Annotated in this window: 12 protein-coding genes; 5 read left to right on the top strand and 7 right to left on the bottom strand. The window is 70.3% G+C overall.

Going from position 1 to position 14644, the window contains the following annotated elements:
• Window positions 1–5: 5 nt before the first annotated feature.
• Window positions 6–977 (bottom strand): LLM class F420-dependent oxidoreductase, encoded by a 972-nt coding sequence (locus EV284_RS22775; protein ID WP_130337132.1) that lies wholly within the window; start codon window positions 975–977, stop codon window positions 6–8.
• A 186-nt stretch (window positions 978–1163) separates the two neighbouring features.
• Window positions 1164–3218: a phospholipase C, phosphocholine-specific gene (locus tag EV284_RS22770; protein WP_130337130.1), complete on the bottom strand. Its 2055-nt coding sequence runs from the start codon at window positions 3216–3218 to the stop codon at window positions 1164–1166.
• A 298-nt stretch (window positions 3219–3516) separates the two neighbouring features.
• Between EV284_RS22770 and EV284_RS22765 the strand changes: the two genes are divergently transcribed.
• Together EV284_RS22765 and EV284_RS22760 are read left to right on the top strand one after the other, a co-directional pair.
• Window positions 3517–4377, top strand: coding sequence for an NAD-dependent epimerase/dehydratase family protein (locus EV284_RS22765; RefSeq protein ID WP_130337128.1), 861 nt, complete (start codon window positions 3517–3519; stop codon window positions 4375–4377).
• Window positions 4378–4545: 168 nt separating this feature from the next.
• The gene (locus tag EV284_RS22760; RefSeq protein ID WP_130337126.1) at window positions 4546–5454 is read left to right on the top strand and encodes a LysR substrate-binding domain-containing protein; all 909 of its coding nucleotides are present in this window, start codon (window positions 4546–4548) and stop codon (window positions 5452–5454) included.
• Between the two features lie 95 nt (window positions 5455–5549).
• On the opposite strand, the gene EV284_RS22755 is transcribed toward EV284_RS22760, so the two are convergent.
• The 3 genes from EV284_RS22755 to EV284_RS22745 form a co-directional block, all read right to left on the bottom strand.
• Window positions 5550–5975, bottom strand: coding sequence for an SRPBCC family protein (locus EV284_RS22755; RefSeq protein WP_130337124.1), 426 nt, complete (start codon window positions 5973–5975; stop codon window positions 5550–5552).
• A gap of 137 nt (window positions 5976–6112) precedes the next feature.
• A complete protein-coding gene (locus tag EV284_RS22750; protein WP_130337122.1) occupies window positions 6113–6895 on the bottom strand; it encodes an SDR family oxidoreductase in 783 nt (260 codons plus the stop codon).
• Between the two features lie 223 nt (window positions 6896–7118).
• Window positions 7119–8795: a cyclic nucleotide-binding domain-containing thioredoxin-disulfide reductase gene (locus EV284_RS22745; RefSeq protein WP_130337120.1), complete on the bottom strand. Its 1677-nt coding sequence runs from the start codon at window positions 8793–8795 to the stop codon at window positions 7119–7121.
• A 317-nt stretch (window positions 8796–9112) separates the two neighbouring features.
• Here EV284_RS22745 and EV284_RS22740 point away from each other — a divergent pair, with 317 nt between their 5' ends.
• From EV284_RS22740 to EV284_RS22730, 3 genes are read left to right on the top strand one after another with little or no spacing between them, the layout of a single operon-like run.
• A complete protein-coding gene (locus EV284_RS22740; RefSeq protein ID WP_130337118.1) occupies window positions 9113–9808 on the top strand; it encodes a type 1 glutamine amidotransferase domain-containing protein in 696 nt (231 codons plus the stop codon).
• A 57-nt stretch (window positions 9809–9865) separates the two neighbouring features.
• Window positions 9866–10876 carry an aldo/keto reductase gene (locus EV284_RS22735; RefSeq protein WP_130337116.1) on the top strand — a complete coding sequence of 337 codons (1011 nt, stop codon included), beginning with the start codon at window positions 9866–9868 and terminating at the stop codon, window positions 10874–10876.
• Window positions 10877–10907: 31 nt separating this feature from the next.
• Window positions 10908–11822 carry a DMT family transporter gene (locus tag EV284_RS22730; RefSeq protein ID WP_130337114.1) on the top strand — a complete coding sequence of 305 codons (915 nt, stop codon included), beginning with the start codon at window positions 10908–10910 and terminating at the stop codon, window positions 11820–11822.
• Here the strand turns inward: EV284_RS22730 and EV284_RS22725 are convergent.
• Together EV284_RS22725 and EV284_RS22720 are read right to left on the bottom strand one after the other, a co-directional pair.
• A complete protein-coding gene (locus EV284_RS22725) occupies window positions 11758–14202 on the bottom strand; it encodes an FUSC family protein (RefSeq protein ID WP_130337112.1) in 2445 nt (814 codons plus the stop codon). The genes EV284_RS22730 and EV284_RS22725 overlap by 65 nt on opposite strands.
• Window positions 14199–14522: an aldehyde dehydrogenase family protein gene (locus EV284_RS22720; RefSeq protein WP_130337110.1), complete on the bottom strand. Its 324-nt coding sequence runs from the start codon at window positions 14520–14522 to the stop codon at window positions 14199–14201. The genes EV284_RS22725 and EV284_RS22720 overlap by 4 nt, the downstream gene beginning before the upstream one ends.
• Window positions 14523–14644 lie beyond the last annotated feature (122 nt).

The raw sequence follows: 14644 nt of genomic DNA, 5'->3' as shown, positions 1-14644 counted from the left end.
GCCGCTCAGCCGAAGGCGTCGCGCAGCGCGGGCAGCAGTGTCTTCTCCGACCAGTCGATGAAGGCCGGCTGGGTCGGGCCGCCGATCTGGACCAGGGCCACCTCGGTGAATCCGGCCTCCGCGTAAGGCCGTACGGCTTCCACGAAGGCTTCCGGGTCGTCGCCGCACGGGATCGCGGAGGCCACGTCGTCCTCGGTGACGAACTGGGTCGCCTGCTCGAAGGAGTCCGGGCCCGGCAGCTCGGAGTTGACCTTCCAGCCCAGACCGAACCAGCGGAACTGGTCGTGCGCGCGCCGGATCGCGGCGTCCCGGTCGGGGTCGAAGCTGACCGGGAGCTGGCCCACGCTGGGCCTGCCCGTGCCGCCGTGCCGCTCGAACGACTCCAGCAGGTCCTTCTTCGGCTCGGTGGCGATGACCAGGTCAGCGAGATGCCCGGCCAGCGCGCAGGACTGCTCGCCCGAGACGGCGATGCCGATGGGCGGCGGCGGCTCGGGCAGGTCCCACAACTTGGCCGACTCCACGTCGTAGTGCTTGCCGTGGTAGGTGACGTGGCCGCCCTCGAACAGGGCGTGGATGATCTCCACCGCCTCTTCCAGCATCTCGTGCCGCACGTCCACCGCGGGCCAGCCCTGACCCACCACGTGCTCGTTGAGGTTCTCCCCGGAGCCCAGGCCGAGCCGGAAGCGGCCCTCGGACAGCAGTTGCAGGGTCGCCGCCTTCTGCGCCACCACCGCCGGGTGATAGCGGAAGGTCGGGCAGGTCACGTAGGTCATCAGCGGTATCCGCGACGTGGCCTGCGCCGCCGCGCCGAGGACGCTCCACGCGTACGGGGCATGGCCCTGCGAGCGCAGCCAGGGGAAGTAGTGGTCCGACGTCACGGAGAAGTCGAACCCCGCCTCCTCGGCGCGCACGACATGCTCGACCAGCTCCCGCGGCCCGGCCTGCTCGGTCATCATCGTGTATCCGATTCGCACCATGAGCCACGAGTCCCCCCTATGACGAGGCGAAAACAGCCGGGCGCGCGGGGCGCGTGTCCGGCTGCTTCGTCCTCGCGCCCACTCCGCCGGCGGGCACCGGCCCCGGACCCGCTGCCCGGCGGGCGGTGGCACGCGCTCGTCGCGCACACCCTGGCCGAGGAAGCGGGCCGCCGGCCCTCGCCGCGATCACACCGTGGCGGTCGCCGGATCGCTCGTGCTGGGCGCGCCCGTCTCGACGTGCCCGGCGAAGCGCCGTACGAAGGCGGAGTCGCCGCTCGCGGTGACCGTGACGTCGTACCAGCGGTTCCCGGCGGCCACGCCCCACCCCGCGACGACACGGGAGGCGCCGGGCGGCACGGTGTACGTGTAGTGCTGGGCCGGGGCGTAGGCGTCGGTCGCGGTGAAGGTGACGGCGCCGCTGCCCGCGTTGGTGAAGGTCAGGGTGACCTGCCCGGTGGAGGTGTCGTGCCGGGCGGTGACCTCGGGACCGACGGCGGAGTTGGTCCCCGCCTGGCGGCGCAGGAAGCCGCCCGGGCCGTACACGGAGAAGTCGTAGCGGCTGCCCGGCAGCGCCCAGCTGTCGGTCAGGCTCTTGCCCGCCTCCACGGTGTAGGGCCAAGGGCCGTCGGTGCGGGTGGCGGAGGTGACATGGAAGGCTGCCCCGGCGGCACCGAGTGCGGCGAAGGTGAACTGCATCCGCCCGCCGACCGCCTTGGTGTCCACGGCCAGGTCGTAGGGGAGCGCCCGCGCTCTGCGCGTCCCGCGCTCCTGCTTGGGCAGCGCGCCGGCGGCCGGCGGCCTGGGCACGTAGTTGCCGGGGTTGGAGTGGTCCGGCGGCCGGTACCCGCTGGTGTCGGGCAGGCCGGGCGCGGTGGTGTCACCGCGGGAGAAGTCGAAGGCCGAGGTGAGGTCCCCGCACACCGCGCGCCGCCACGGCGAGACATGGGGGTTGCGCACCCCGAACCGCTTCTCGATGAACTGGACGATGGAGGTGTGGTCGAAGGTCTGCGAACAGACCCAGCCCCCCGTGCTCCAGGGCGAGATGACGAGCATCGGCACGCGAGGACCGAGCCCGTACGGTCCGGCCGCGTACCCGGCCGAGCCGCCGTACAGCTCCTTCGTCACATCGGCGGTGGACAGCCCGCGCGCGGCGGAGGCGGGCGGGAAGGGCGGTACGACGTGGTCGAAGAAACCGTCGTTCTCGTCGTAGGTCAGCAGCAGGACGGTGCGGCTCCAGACGTCCGGGTTGGAGGTGAGCGCGTCCAGGACCTGCGAGATGTACCAGGCGCCGTAATTGGCGGGCCAGTTGGGGTGTTCGCTGAAGGCTTCGGGAGCGGCGATCCAGGAGACCTGGGGGAGGGTCCCGGCCTTCACGTCGGCGCGCAGACGGTCGAAGTAACCGTCGCCGCCCGCCGCCCTGGTGCCGGTGCGGGCCCGGTCGTAGAGGGGGTCGCCGGGCTTGGCGTCGCGGTACTGGTCGAAGAACAGCAGGGAGTTGTCGCCGTAGTTGCCGATGAACGCGTCGCTGGTCCACCCCCAGCCGCCCGCCGCGTCCAGCCCGGTGCCGGTGTCCTGGTACACCTTCCAGGAGACGCCCGCCTGCTGGAGTATCTCCGGGAACGTGGTCCAGGAATATCCGGCCTCCTCATTCCCGAGCACCGGCCCACCGCCCTTGCCGTCATTCCCTGAATAGCCGGTGTACATGTAGTAACGGTTCGGGTCGGTGGAACTCAGCATCGAGCAGTGGTACGCGTCGCACACCGTGAACGCGTCCGCGAGCGCGTAATGGTACGGAATGTCCGCGCGGGTCAGATACGCCATCGTCGTCGTGGACTTGGCGGGAATCCACTTGTCGTAGAGGCCGCCGTCGAACGCCGCGTGCGTCCCGGCCCAGCTGTGGTCCAGGTCCTGGATGAACTGCATGCCGAGCCGATCGGCGTCCGGCCGGAACGGCAGCGTCTCCCGCCCCGACCCGTCGGCCTGGTGAAACACGCTCTTCCCCGACGGCAGAGCGACCGGCCGCGCGTCCCCGAACCCCCGCACCCCTCTGAGGGTGCCGAAGTAGTGGTCGAAGGACCGGTTCTCCTGCATCAGCACGACGACGTGCTCCACGTCGGCGAGCGTCCCGCTCTTCACCGCGGGCGCGATGGACGAGGCCCGCGCGATCCCGTCGGACAGCTGCGTGGCGGCCGCGCTGCCCGCGGCGATCTGCAAGAACCTACGACGACTGACATCGGGCACGGAATATTCTCCTTTAATTCATCCACCGTTCTCGGGCGGAGTATTCTGGCGAATTGCCGCGAGAGCTGAACAGTGCAACGCGGCCCGTCTTGCCTTGTCAATACGTGCGCCGGAATTAACGGCCCGGGAGCCGGCACGGCGTCGGCGAGGCCCAGCGCAAACACCTCAGGGCCGCGCGGCTCGGCTGCTGATGCCGAACAGGTATCACAGACGCCGGAAAGGGTCTTGGACGGGCGGGTGAGCGGGGGCGCAGGCTGGTGACCGAAGCAATCGAGCTGCGGAAATCGGAGCCATATCCATGAAGGTTTTCCTCACCGGAGGATCCGGCTACATCGGAAAGGCCACGATCAGCGTCCTGGTCGCGGACGGACACACCGTGGAGGCGCTGGCCCGCGGTGACCGCGCCGCCGAGGTCGTCAGCTCCTTCGGGGCGACACCGGTGCGCGGTGGGCTCGGGGACCTCGGTGTGCTGAACGCCGCCGCCGCCCGTGCCGAGGCGGTCGTCCACCTGGCCCAGGCGGAGACCGGTGCCGAGGACCTCGCCGCGGCCACCGCCATGCAGGACGGCATCGGCAGCGGCACCTACGTGCACACCGGGGGAACCTGGGTCTACGGCGACACCGACGGCATCGTGGACGAAACGGCACCCTGGAACCCGCCCGAGCTGGTCGCCTGGCGTGAGCCGGTCGAGGACACGGTCCTGCGGCGCGCCCGGCAGGGCGGCCGCCCCGTGGTGGTGCGGCCCGGTCTGCTGTACGGCGGCGAGAATCGTCTGATCGACGTCTTCTACACCGCTCCGGGCAAGGAGGCGGGCTTCATCCCCTTCATCGGCGACGGCTCGAACCGCTGGCCACTGGTGCACGTGGAGGACGTCGCCGCGCTGTACGCCGCCGCGCTGAAGGCCCGGGCCGGGTCCGTGTACGTCGGTGTGGGCGGCGTGAACCCGACTGCCAGGGAGGTTTCCCTCGCCGTCGCCGCATCCGTCGGTCTGCCGGGCAAGGTCGCCTCCATCACGCTGGAGCAGGCGCGCGAACAGATGGGTCCGGTCGCGGACGCGTTCGCCCTGGACCAGCAGCTCACCCCGGCGCGCGCCGAGGCGGAGCTCGGCTGGAAGCCGAGGTTCACCGACCCGCTCGGCGTCCTCTCCAGGGGCGAGTGACAGGGCCGTGGACACAGCGGTGGGCGTCGGCCGTCCACCGGGTCCGGACGGTAGATTCAGACATCCCCCTTCGGGGTCGTCGCGGCGAACACGACCGGGCGAGTCGACGCGGGAGCGGCCCGGCGGGGAAAGCGGCCGACTACCTCGGAAAGCGAGCGGTGCGTCCAGGTGGACCCTGACCTGAGGAAGCTCCGGTATTTCGTGGCCGTGGCCGAAGAACTCCACTTCGGACGCGCGGCCGAACGACTGCACATCGCGCAGCCGGTGCTGTCCCGGCAGATCCGCAGCCTGGAGGAGGACCTGGGTGCCGAGGTCTTCCACCGCGACCGGCGTGGCACCCTGCTGACGCCGGCCGGGGAGCAGCTGCTTAAGGACGCTGTGCCGCTGCTCGCCTCGGCAGAGGCACTGGTCCGGCGGGTGAGGCGGGCAACGCAGGACACCCCCACGCTGACCATCGGCTTCATGCCGGGCATCACGCTCACCCCGGCGACGGTGCTCTTCACCGGCCGCCATCCCACCGTGCGGGTGCGCCTGCTGCGGACGAGTTGGGGCGACCAGGCGGCGGTACTGCTGGACGGCCGGGCGGACATCGGCATCGTACGGCTGCCCCTCGACCAGCGGGGCCTCCAGGTGCGGCCGCTCTTCCGGGAGCCCCGGGTCGTCGTGCTGCCGGCGGGGCACCGCCTGGCGGAGAGGCCGGTGGTGACCGTGGCCGACCTCGCATCCGAGCATCTGCTCCAGGACCCCGACGCCGTCCCCGAATGGCGCGATGTCGCCGTGGAGTTGCGCGCCGGACGACGCCCCGACACTCCGGTGATCCACCAGGTGGAGGAGAAGCTGGAACTTGTGGCCTCCGGAGCCGGCATCTGCGTACTGCCGCTGTCCACTGCCAGCTTCTACACCCGCCCGGACGTCACTGCGCTCCGCGTGGACGGTCTCGGCCCGAACGAGGTGGCTCTGGCATGGGTGGCGTCCCGCCGCTCCCCTCTGGTCCGCGCCTTCGCCGAGGCCGCGGCGGAGACCCTGGGCCGGCCCGGCACCTCAGATCCGGGTGCGGGCGCGGGTGCGGAGCCGTAGACGAGGAGCGGGTGGGCGCGGCAGCTCCCGTGCGCTGGGCCGTTCTCTCTACGTCGTAGGGACCGTCAGAGCTGCCGCGTCCCCGAGTGCTCCGCTCAAGGCCGCTGTTCGAGGGTCTGGTGCAGGGCGTCGAGGCCCTCGCGGTAGATGTCCGTGAAAAGCGCCACGACGTCGTCGTCGCCCGCTCCCTCGGGGACGAAGCGTCCGGACCACTGGACCTCGGCGACCTCGCCGTCACCGCTCACCGCGTGCACCCGCAGTGTCGAGAGGTAGTCGACGACGGGGAAGGGGGCCTGCACGATGGTGTAGGTGTAGTACCGCTCGGTGTCGTCGAACTCCACCAGGCGCTCGACGATGACCTCACCGTCCGGGTTCCTCAGCCGCCGCACCCGGCCGCCCTCCGCGAAGGTGCTCTCGGGGATGAAGGGAAGCCAGTCCGGAAGGGACCCGAATCCGCCGATCAGCCGCCACACGCGGTCGGGGGAGGCCGGCACGAGCCGGCTCACTGACGTCGATGCCACGGGATTCCTCCAGATCGTTCCGGCCGTCCATGCCGTGCGGACCGTCGGGTATGGACTCGGACGCGCCGGAGAGACGGGCGGTCGCGCACGGGCCACCGGTTGCGGCGCAGGAGCCCTGCGGGCCGCGTACGGGCGGTTCAGCTCGGCTGCGCGGTGGGCATGATGGTGACCTGCTGAAGGTTCACGCGCGAGGGAAGAGCGGCCAGGTAGCCGACGACATCGGCGATGTCCTGCGGAGTGAGCCACTCCATGCCGCTCTCCTTGGAGTCGGCGAGCCACTCCAGCGTGCCCTCGTCGGTCACGTGGTTCTGCAGTTCGGTGCCGACGATCCCGGGTTCCAGGGCGGACACGCGTACGTTCTTGGGGCCGAGCTCGACGCGCAGATGCCGGGACAGGTGGGTGACGAACGCCTTGGTGCCCGAGTACACCGCGAAGTTCGGGAAGATGTTCTGGGCGGCGATCGAGGACATGTTGACGAGATCGGCGACGCCGCGCTCCTGGGCGGCTTTGACGAGCTGAGGCGTGAAGGCGCCGATGACGTTCATCAGCCCGGAGATGTTGAGATCGACCTGCTGCTGCCACTGGTCGGTCGCCCGCTCCTCGATGGGGGCGGGAAGCATGACGCCCGCGTTGTTGACGAGCAGGTCGGCGTCGCCGAAATCGTCGGCCACGCGGTCGGCGGCCGACTGGACGGCGGCGGCGTCGGTCACGTCCACCGCGATCGCCAGAGCGCGCCCGCCCTTCTGTCCGATGCGCTCGACGAGACCGTCGAGCCGCTCGGCACGGCGTGCGAGGACGGCGACCTGAGCGCCCATGGCCGCCAGACGTTCGGCAGTCGCCTCGCCGATTCCGCTGGAGGCTCCGGTGACGACGGCGACCCGTCCGCTCAAAGGCTGGTCGGGCGTGGCGGGAGTATTCACAGGACCCCTTCCGGCATGCAGGAGAGATTCAGCGGCTCTGGTACTTGGGCGCGTCTTTCCGGCGCAGCCTCAAAGATACGTCAGAAACGGATTCCGCACCTGCGGACAGGCGACGGGCCAAGTCCGTTTCCCTGCGGGTGAGTTGGCCGGGACCGAGCAGGCATGTCCATGGGGTCACGGCCGGCGACGCCCTGTCCTGTGCTTTCCGAAACGTGAATCCCGCCTACCCGTGAAGTCCCAGCGCTCGATGGACCGCCGCCACCACGATCGAACCCTCACCCACCGAAGAAGCCACACGTTTGACCGACCCCGAGCGGACGTCACCGACAGCGAATACGCCCGGCACGCTCGATTCCAATTCCATGGGGCGGCCGTCCGTCGGGATGGCTGAGGTGTCGGACACTTGATGGCCCACGCGGATGAATCCCTTTTCGTCGGTCTCCAGGCAGTCCGTCAGCCATGACGTGTTCGGAACGGCCCCGAGCATCAGGAAGGCATTGGAACTGGGCGTCGCCCGCACCTCACCCGTGCAGTTGTCCCTCCAGCGCACTTCCTGCAGATGTCCCTTTCCCCGCAGCTCGACGACCTCGCTCCTCGTGTGCACGGATATCCGGGCCGCCGCGTCTATACGTCTGGACAGGTATTGCGACATCGAGTTCGAGAGCGCCGAGCCGCGGACCAGCATGCGTACGTGCTCGGCGACCCGGGACAGGAACACCGCGGCCTGGCCCGCCGAGTTGGCGCCGCCCACCACGAACACCTCCTCGCCCTGACAGCACGCGCCTTCGAGGGCTGTGGCGGCGTAGTGAACGCCGTTGCCCTCGAAACGAGGCAGTTCCGGCAGATCGAGACGCCGGTAGTGGGCGCCGGTGGCGACGATCACCGTACGGGCGGACAGCGCCTCCCCGTCGCCCATCCGGAGGGTCAGCGGGTGGGCGGAACAGTCGAGCCTCTCCACGGTGTAGGGAAGGGCGATGCGTGCCCCGAACTTCATCGCCTGCACCTGGGCGCGTGTCGCCAGATCGCGTCCGCTGATCCCGAGCGGGAACCCGAGGTAGTTCTCGATCATCGACGAGGTTCCGGCCTGCCCTCCCGGAGCCGTGGCCTCGACGACGACCGTGCTCAGCCCCTCCGACGCCGCGTACACCGCTGCGGCCAGGCCCGAAGGCCCGGCACCCACCACGGCCACATCCACCGTTCCCAGATCGCCGATGTCCTCCCTGAGCCCCAGGCACTCCGCCACCTCGGAGATCTCCGGATTCTGCATGTACGTACCGGGGCGGCAGATGACGACCGGCCAGCGGGCGTCCGGCTGCACGCCGTAGTCTCGCAGCACGCCGGCCGCCTCGGCCTCACCGGGGTCGATCTGGCGCACGGGGTAGTTACTGCGATCCAGGAAACTACGGATCCTCAGCGTGTCGCCCGAATCGGGAGGACCCGCGAGAAGAACGGTGCCGAGACCCAGGTGAACGTAGCGCAGCCGCCGCCGCATGAATGCCTGGAGAACAATCTGCGCGATGTCGGGCTCGTTCGCTATCAAGGCCCGTAGTTGGGCCGGGCGCAGGCGGATCACGGCGCAATTCTCGCGTGCCACCGCCTGGACGAGCGATTTCTGCCGGTGCAGCAGGGACAACTCGCCGGTGAACTGTGCCGCGGTCAGCACGGCGACGGTCCGGTCCTCGACAGAATCACCGGGGTTTCCCTCCTGGTAGATGTCGATCACTCCGTCCAGAATCAGGAAGAAATCAAAACCCGTCGTTCCGCGACTGTAGAGAATCTGCCCCCGTTCCAATGCGTCGGCGTTTCCGTATTCACGGACCCGGCTCACCTGGTCCTCGGAAAGCACCGGAAAGGCTTCCTCGTCCATGCCGGCCCGGACAGAACCTTCGTCGCTCGTCATGTCATCCACCTCCCGAGCAGGTCGGTGTACCGATGCCCCGGCTCCCTACGCCCCCAGTGTGCTCCCGCACGGGGAGACGCGGCATCCGGGGCGCGAAATCCGCGCCCCGGTATATGCCGCTCGATCTCGCCACCGTATTCCACTTGGATGGACACGCCAGATTATTGGACGACCGCGCCTCGTTCGACACACCTGGACGGCACGCCTCATTCTGCGAGTTGCTCCCGTTCTCCTGCCGCGTTAGCTTGAGTGGGACTGCCTGAAGTCCTCACCTGACGACTCGTCACTCACTCCTTCATATAACGAGGAGAAGATTCGTGGCTGAAATTCTTTTCGTGCTGACCGGCGCGAGCTACTGGACACTCCGGGACGGGCACCGCCACCCGACCGGCTACTGGGCCGAGGAGTTCGTGGCCCCTTACACCGCGTTCACGGAAGCCGGACACAAGGTCACCGTCGCGACGCCGGGGGGAGTCGTCCCCGTCGTGGACACGATGAGCCTGCGGCCGAGCATGACCGGCGGCGAGGAGAACTCCCTGGAGCTGGAATCCGCCATCGAGGCAGCCGAGGAGCTGCGTCATCCGGTGCGCCTCGACCAGGTCGGCATCGACGATTTCGACGCGGTGTACTACCCCGGTGGCCACGGGCCGATGGAGGATCTCTCCTCCGACGCGGACTCCGCCCGGCTGCTGCGCGAGACCCTGGCGTCGGGCAAGCCCCTGGGCATCGTCTGCCACGCTCCTGCCGCGCTCCTCGCCACACGTGACGAGAACGGGACCACGCCCTTCGCCGGTTACCGCGTGGCCGGGTTCAGCAACGAGGAGGAAGCCGGTGTCGGTTTCGCCGACCGCGCCAAGTGGCTGCTCGAGGACGAGCTGAAGAAGCTGCCCACGGAGTACTCGCGGGGCCCGGTGTGGGAGCCGTACACGGTGGTGGACCGCACGCTCTACACCGGGCAGAATCCCGCGTCCTCCGGACCGCTGGCCGAGGAAATGCTCAAGGTCCTCACCTGAGGGTTCCGCCGGGCACGGACAGGACGCCGACCTCCAGCACCGGAAAGGGAACCGGTCATGGCCCTCGATCACGTACTCCCCGGGCGTATCGGCTTCGGCACGGCCCCGCTCGGGAACATGTTCCGCGCCGTCCCGGACGAGGAGGTGTCGGCGACCCTCGACGCGGCCTGGGACCAGGGCATCCGCTACTACGACTCGGCGCCGCTGTACGGAGCCGGACTCGCCGAGATCCGCCTGGGCGAACTGCTGTCGAAGAAGCCGCGGGACGAGTTCGTGCTGTCCTCGAAAGTGGGCCGGGTGGTCCTCGACGAGGTCGAGCCGGGCAGCAGGGACCTGGGCGACAAGGGTGATCTCTTCGCGCACGGGAGGCCCAACAAGATCCTCCACGACTGGACGGCCGACGCGACCGAGCGCTCCGTCGAAGGCAGTCTGGAACGTCTCGGAGTGGACCGGCTGGACATCGTCTGGGTGCACGACATCGCACAGGACTTCCACGGCGACGGGTGGCTCGGCAAGTTCGAGGAGGCGCGGACGGGCGCCTTCCGCGTGCTGTCCCGTCTCCGGGACGAGGGCGTCATCAGAGCCTGGGGGCTCGGGGTCAACCGCACCGAACCCATCGAGATCGCCCTCGAACTGGACGAGCCCAAGCCCGACGGCTTCCTGCTGGCGGGCCGGTACACCCTGCTGGACCACGCGCACGCCCTGGAACGCCTCCTGCCGATGGCGGAACAGAGGGACGTCGGCATGGTCGTCGGCGGCCCCTACAGTTCCGGCATCCTCGCCGGCGGTACCAACTTCGAGTACCAGGACGCACCCCCGGAGATCGTCGAGCGGGTCAAGCGCATCAAGGAGATCGCCGGCCGGCACGGCGTCTCGGTCAAGGCGGCCGCGCTCCAGTTCTCCCTCGCCCACCCCGTGAGCGACGCGGTCATCCCCGGTGCGACCAAACCCAGCCGCATCAGCGAGGACCTCTCCGCCCTGCGGGAGGACATCCCCGTCGGGTTCTGGCGGGAACTGCGCGAAGCCGGCCTCGTCAGCCCACTGGCCCCCCTGCCGGGCGGCGTCTGAGAGTCCCGAGAGCGGAGGCGGTGCGACCGGAATGATCCTCGGGGTCGTCTTCGCCGTCCTGGCCGCTGCCAGCAACGCCCTGGGCACCGTGCTGCAACGGCGAGCAGTGGTCCATGTGCCCGACTCCCGGGGGCGGGGACTCGCTCTCGTCGGCGACCTGCTGCACAACCCGGCCTGGTTCGTGGGGATTCTGGGCACCGTTCTCGCCGCGCTGTTCCAGGCCCTCGCCCTCCTCACGGGGTCGCTGGCCACCGTCCAGCCGATCTTCATCCTGGAGCTGCCACTGGCTCTCGTCTTCGGCAGCGCCGTGTTCCGGGTCGGGGTGTCGCCGAAGGCCTGGGCCTGCGTGATCTGCATCTTCGCAGGCCTGGCCGTCGCTCTGTTCTCGGCGGCTCCCTCAGGGGGACGGCCCCAGGTACCGGGCATGGCGTGGGTGCCGACGCTCCTCGTCCTCGGCGGAGGGGGCGCGGCCTTCGCCGTCGCCGGACTGCGGCGCCCGCAGGGACTCGCGCGGGCCGCCCACCTGGCGCTCGCGGCGGCGATCGGCAACGCGCTCACGGCAGCCCTGGTGAAGTCCTCGATGTATGTCCTGTCCCAGGAGGGAGCGGCGGGCTTCTTCCTGGCCTGGCAGACCTACGCGTTCGCGATCACCGGGTCGGCGTCCATCCTCCTGCTCGGTTACGCGATGCAGGGAGGCCCCCTCATCGGCTCCCAGCCCGCGCTGACGCTCGGTGACGCCGCAGTCAGCTTCCTCCTCGGGGTGACGCTCTACGCCGAGTCGCCCCGCGGCGGCTGGTGGCTCGTCCCGGCGCTCGCGGGAGCGGCCCTGGTGGTCTACGGGGTGTTCGCGCTCTCCCGCACCCGCTGCCTCACCAAGTGCGTCAATCCCGCCGAGGAGAACCGGGACGAGTCCCGGCACGGGCGGTCGGCGGCCGAGGCCATGTGAGGCCCGCCCGGAGATCGCGCCGTCGTGCGCGCTGCCTCCGCACGGACGCCGCGGCGGCGCTGACGGGGCCGTCGATCTCCGCCTGGAGGCGGCGCATCGTGTCGAGGTGATCTGCCATCCAGACCATCCGCACCGCCGTCGCCGTGCCCTGTTCCGTGCCCGCCCTCAGATCGCGGCTCACGCTTCCGCGCAGGGCCGCCTGCACGACCGGACGGCTCAGCGGGCGGCCGGGCGCGGCCCCGCCGCCGGCCAGTGCCCGGCCGGCCGACTCGAACCACGAGGTGAGGGACTCGCACGAGTCGAGGATCTCCTGACCGGCCGCCGCCCGGCCGTGCCCAGGGGCCTGCCCCGCGCGCGACCACAGATCGGTGACGGCGTCGGAGGTCAGCCGGAGAATGGTGACCGCGTCCACCAGCGCGGTCACATCGGCCAGCGCGAGGTGCTTGGTGCCGCGTTCTGACAGGTACTCGCGGAACGCGTCGTCGAGCCGGCGGGCGGAGGCCAGCGCGCGCCGCCGGTCGTCGTCGCTCACGGCCGGGTCCGCGGCTCCCGCCCTGTCGCACAGCGCCAGCCCTGTCACGACGGCACCGCGCAGATACCGCGCGCCGTCGCCGAGGGCGTCGCACAGCACCCGGCCCAGCGCGGCCGCGGCACCCAGCGGCCAGAGCAGCAGACCGACCACCAGGCTGACGGCGCAGCCGAGAGCCACGTCCTCGATCCTGACCAGTCCGAGCTGCCACCCCTCGGGGTCGATGATGCTGAACAGGACCAGCAGCACGACGGTGAATCCGGCCTGTCCGGCGGTGAACGCCGTCACGGCGGTCTCCATCCCCACGAGGAGGATCGCCACGGGCAGCAGCAGCCACAGCACGACGGGATGCGCGCCCAGGGCCAGAATCAGGGGTGCGCCCACGACGAACCCGAGCACCGTGCCGAGGAGGGCCCGCCTGACCGTCTGGCCCGTGCTCACGGCGTTGGAACGCAGCACGGCGAGCGTGCCGGAGGCCACCCAGAAAGCGTGGTCCAGGCCGGTCAGATGGGCGATCACCACGGCGAGACTCAGCGCCGCCGCCCCGCGCAGGCTGTTGTGGAGCCAGACGGAGTTGCGGCTCAGGTGTGCCGCGAAGCGTTCCCGCACCGAGGACAGGGCGGAGTCGCTTCCCGGAGGACGACGGCCGAGCAGCCGGTCCCGGCGGCTGCGCTGCCGCGCGGTCACGGCGAGCTGGACGTTGCCCGCGATCGCGCTCACGACGTAGCTCATGCTCTGAGCCCGGAAGCTCGGCCCCAGCGAACCGATCAAGATGTCGGCCGGCCCCGGGGCGGCGGCCGGCGCGGTCCCGTTCCCGGCGCGGGCCACCGGGACGGCGGACCGCCGGGGGAGGAGCCCGATCATGGACTCCTCCAGCCTCGACCGAGCCTCTTCGAGCCGGGTGACATGGGGATCGAGGCCGTGCGGTACCGAGACATCGGCCTGGAGCAGTGCCGCGCTGTGCTCCAGGAGCTCCACCGTCGCCATCTTGGTCTCGCACACCATGAGCTCGCTCAGCGCGTCCCTGTTCCGAGGCGGGTCCCGGTGCAGTACGGAGCCCAGCCAGATCACCTGGTCCACGAGCCGGACCACGGCCCGCGACGACAGTGACAGTCCGGTGGGCCGGTACGGCGTGCCGTAGAAGGTCTTCCGCAAGTCGGCCACGCCCTGCCGCGCCTCTCGGACCGCTGTGTCGAGGGCCTGACCGTGCACGGCCGGATCGGGGGCACAGTCGACCTCGGCGCGCAGTCTGCCGGCGAGCAGGGCACAGGCGTGGGCGCCGGCCACGCGCAGCGGCTCGCTGGCCGGGACCGGCCACATCAGGGTGACGGCGATCATCGAGGCCGCACCGCCCAGCCCCCACCCGGCCGCGTGCGCCGGGATGGCGCCGAGGGGCCCGCCCAGCGTCACCGGAAGGATGTAGGCGAACAGGAGTGAAGTGGTCGCGCCGGCCAGGGCGGAGCTGACGATCCCGGAGAACAGGACGCAGAACGCGATGACGAAGGTCACCGATCCCGTCAGCCAGAGCGTCCGGCCGGCCAAGGTGCCCAGGCAGGTTATGACCGTGGTGGCCAGGATCAGCGCCGTCTGGCCGGCGATCCGCTCGCGCATCGGGCCGCCGAAGTCCACGAACAGCGTCAGCACCAGCGTGCCGAAGGCCGCGAAGACCGCGATGTCCGGCCGGTCCAGGCCGAAGTACGTCCCGGCGAGGACCAGGGGGGTCAGGATCGCCGCCCGCAGCGCCCGCCGCAGAGCGGCCAGTCCCGGATCGCGGCCGCGCAGCCACGCGAGCGCGCCGCCCGGCACCTGGCCGGGGTGGACGCGCCCGCCGTCACGTCTCCCTCTCGTCACCCGCCCACCCAGACGGTCCTGGCGTTCATGAACTCGCGCATGCCGCGGTCCGGCAGTTCGCGGCCGTGGCCACTGCGTTTGACTCCGCCGAAGGGGATCTCCGGGTGGCTGGTGGGGTGGCCGTTGATGAAGGCCCTACCGGACTGGACGTCACGCACGGACAGCGCGCGTTCGGCCTCGTCCTCGGCGACGTCGTCCGCCTCGCTCTCCAGGCGGTCGGCGGTGGCCCGCGCCGGCCGGTCCTCCAGCTGATCGGCAGTCAGCTCCTCGAATCTCTCGACAACCTCGCCTGAAGTCGGATTCGTCGATGCGATGGCCATATCGATAAGGGTACGAGCGGCATCTGGCGTCGGCAAGTTCTGGAATTACCTTGAGATCACGGCGCCGGAAAGAGATTCCTTTCTTCGTCGGAATGTGCTGCGCGTGGCGCTCGGATTCCAGA

This window comes from Streptomyces sp. BK022 (assembly GCF_004217355.1).
GTDB classification, from domain to species: domain Bacteria; phylum Actinomycetota; class Actinomycetes; order Streptomycetales; family Streptomycetaceae; genus Streptomyces; species Streptomyces griseoluteus.
This window is presented reverse-complemented; position numbering and strand designations above follow the sequence as displayed.

Bases quoted from the DNA above. Each gene is read 5' to 3' on its own strand.
- EV284_RS22775 (WP_130337132.1), bottom strand. From the start codon at position 977: ATGGTGCGAATCGGATACACGATGATGACCGAGCAGGCCGGGCCGCGG.
- EV284_RS22765 (WP_130337128.1), top strand. From the start codon at position 3,517: ATGAAGGTTTTCCTCACCGGAGGATCCGGCTACATCGGAAAGGCCACG.
- EV284_RS22745 (WP_130337120.1), bottom strand. From the start codon at position 8,795: ATGACGAGCGACGAAGGTTCTGTCCGGGCCGGCATGGACGAGGAAGCC.
- EV284_RS22735 (WP_130337116.1), top strand. From the start codon at position 9,866: ATGGCCCTCGATCACGTACTCCCCGGGCGTATCGGCTTCGGCACGGCC.
- EV284_RS22730 (WP_130337114.1), top strand. From the start codon at position 10,908: ATGATCCTCGGGGTCGTCTTCGCCGTCCTGGCCGCTGCCAGCAACGCC.
- EV284_RS22720 (WP_130337110.1), bottom strand. From the start codon at position 14,522: ATGGCCATCGCATCGACGAATCCGACTTCAGGCGAGGTTGTCGAGAGA.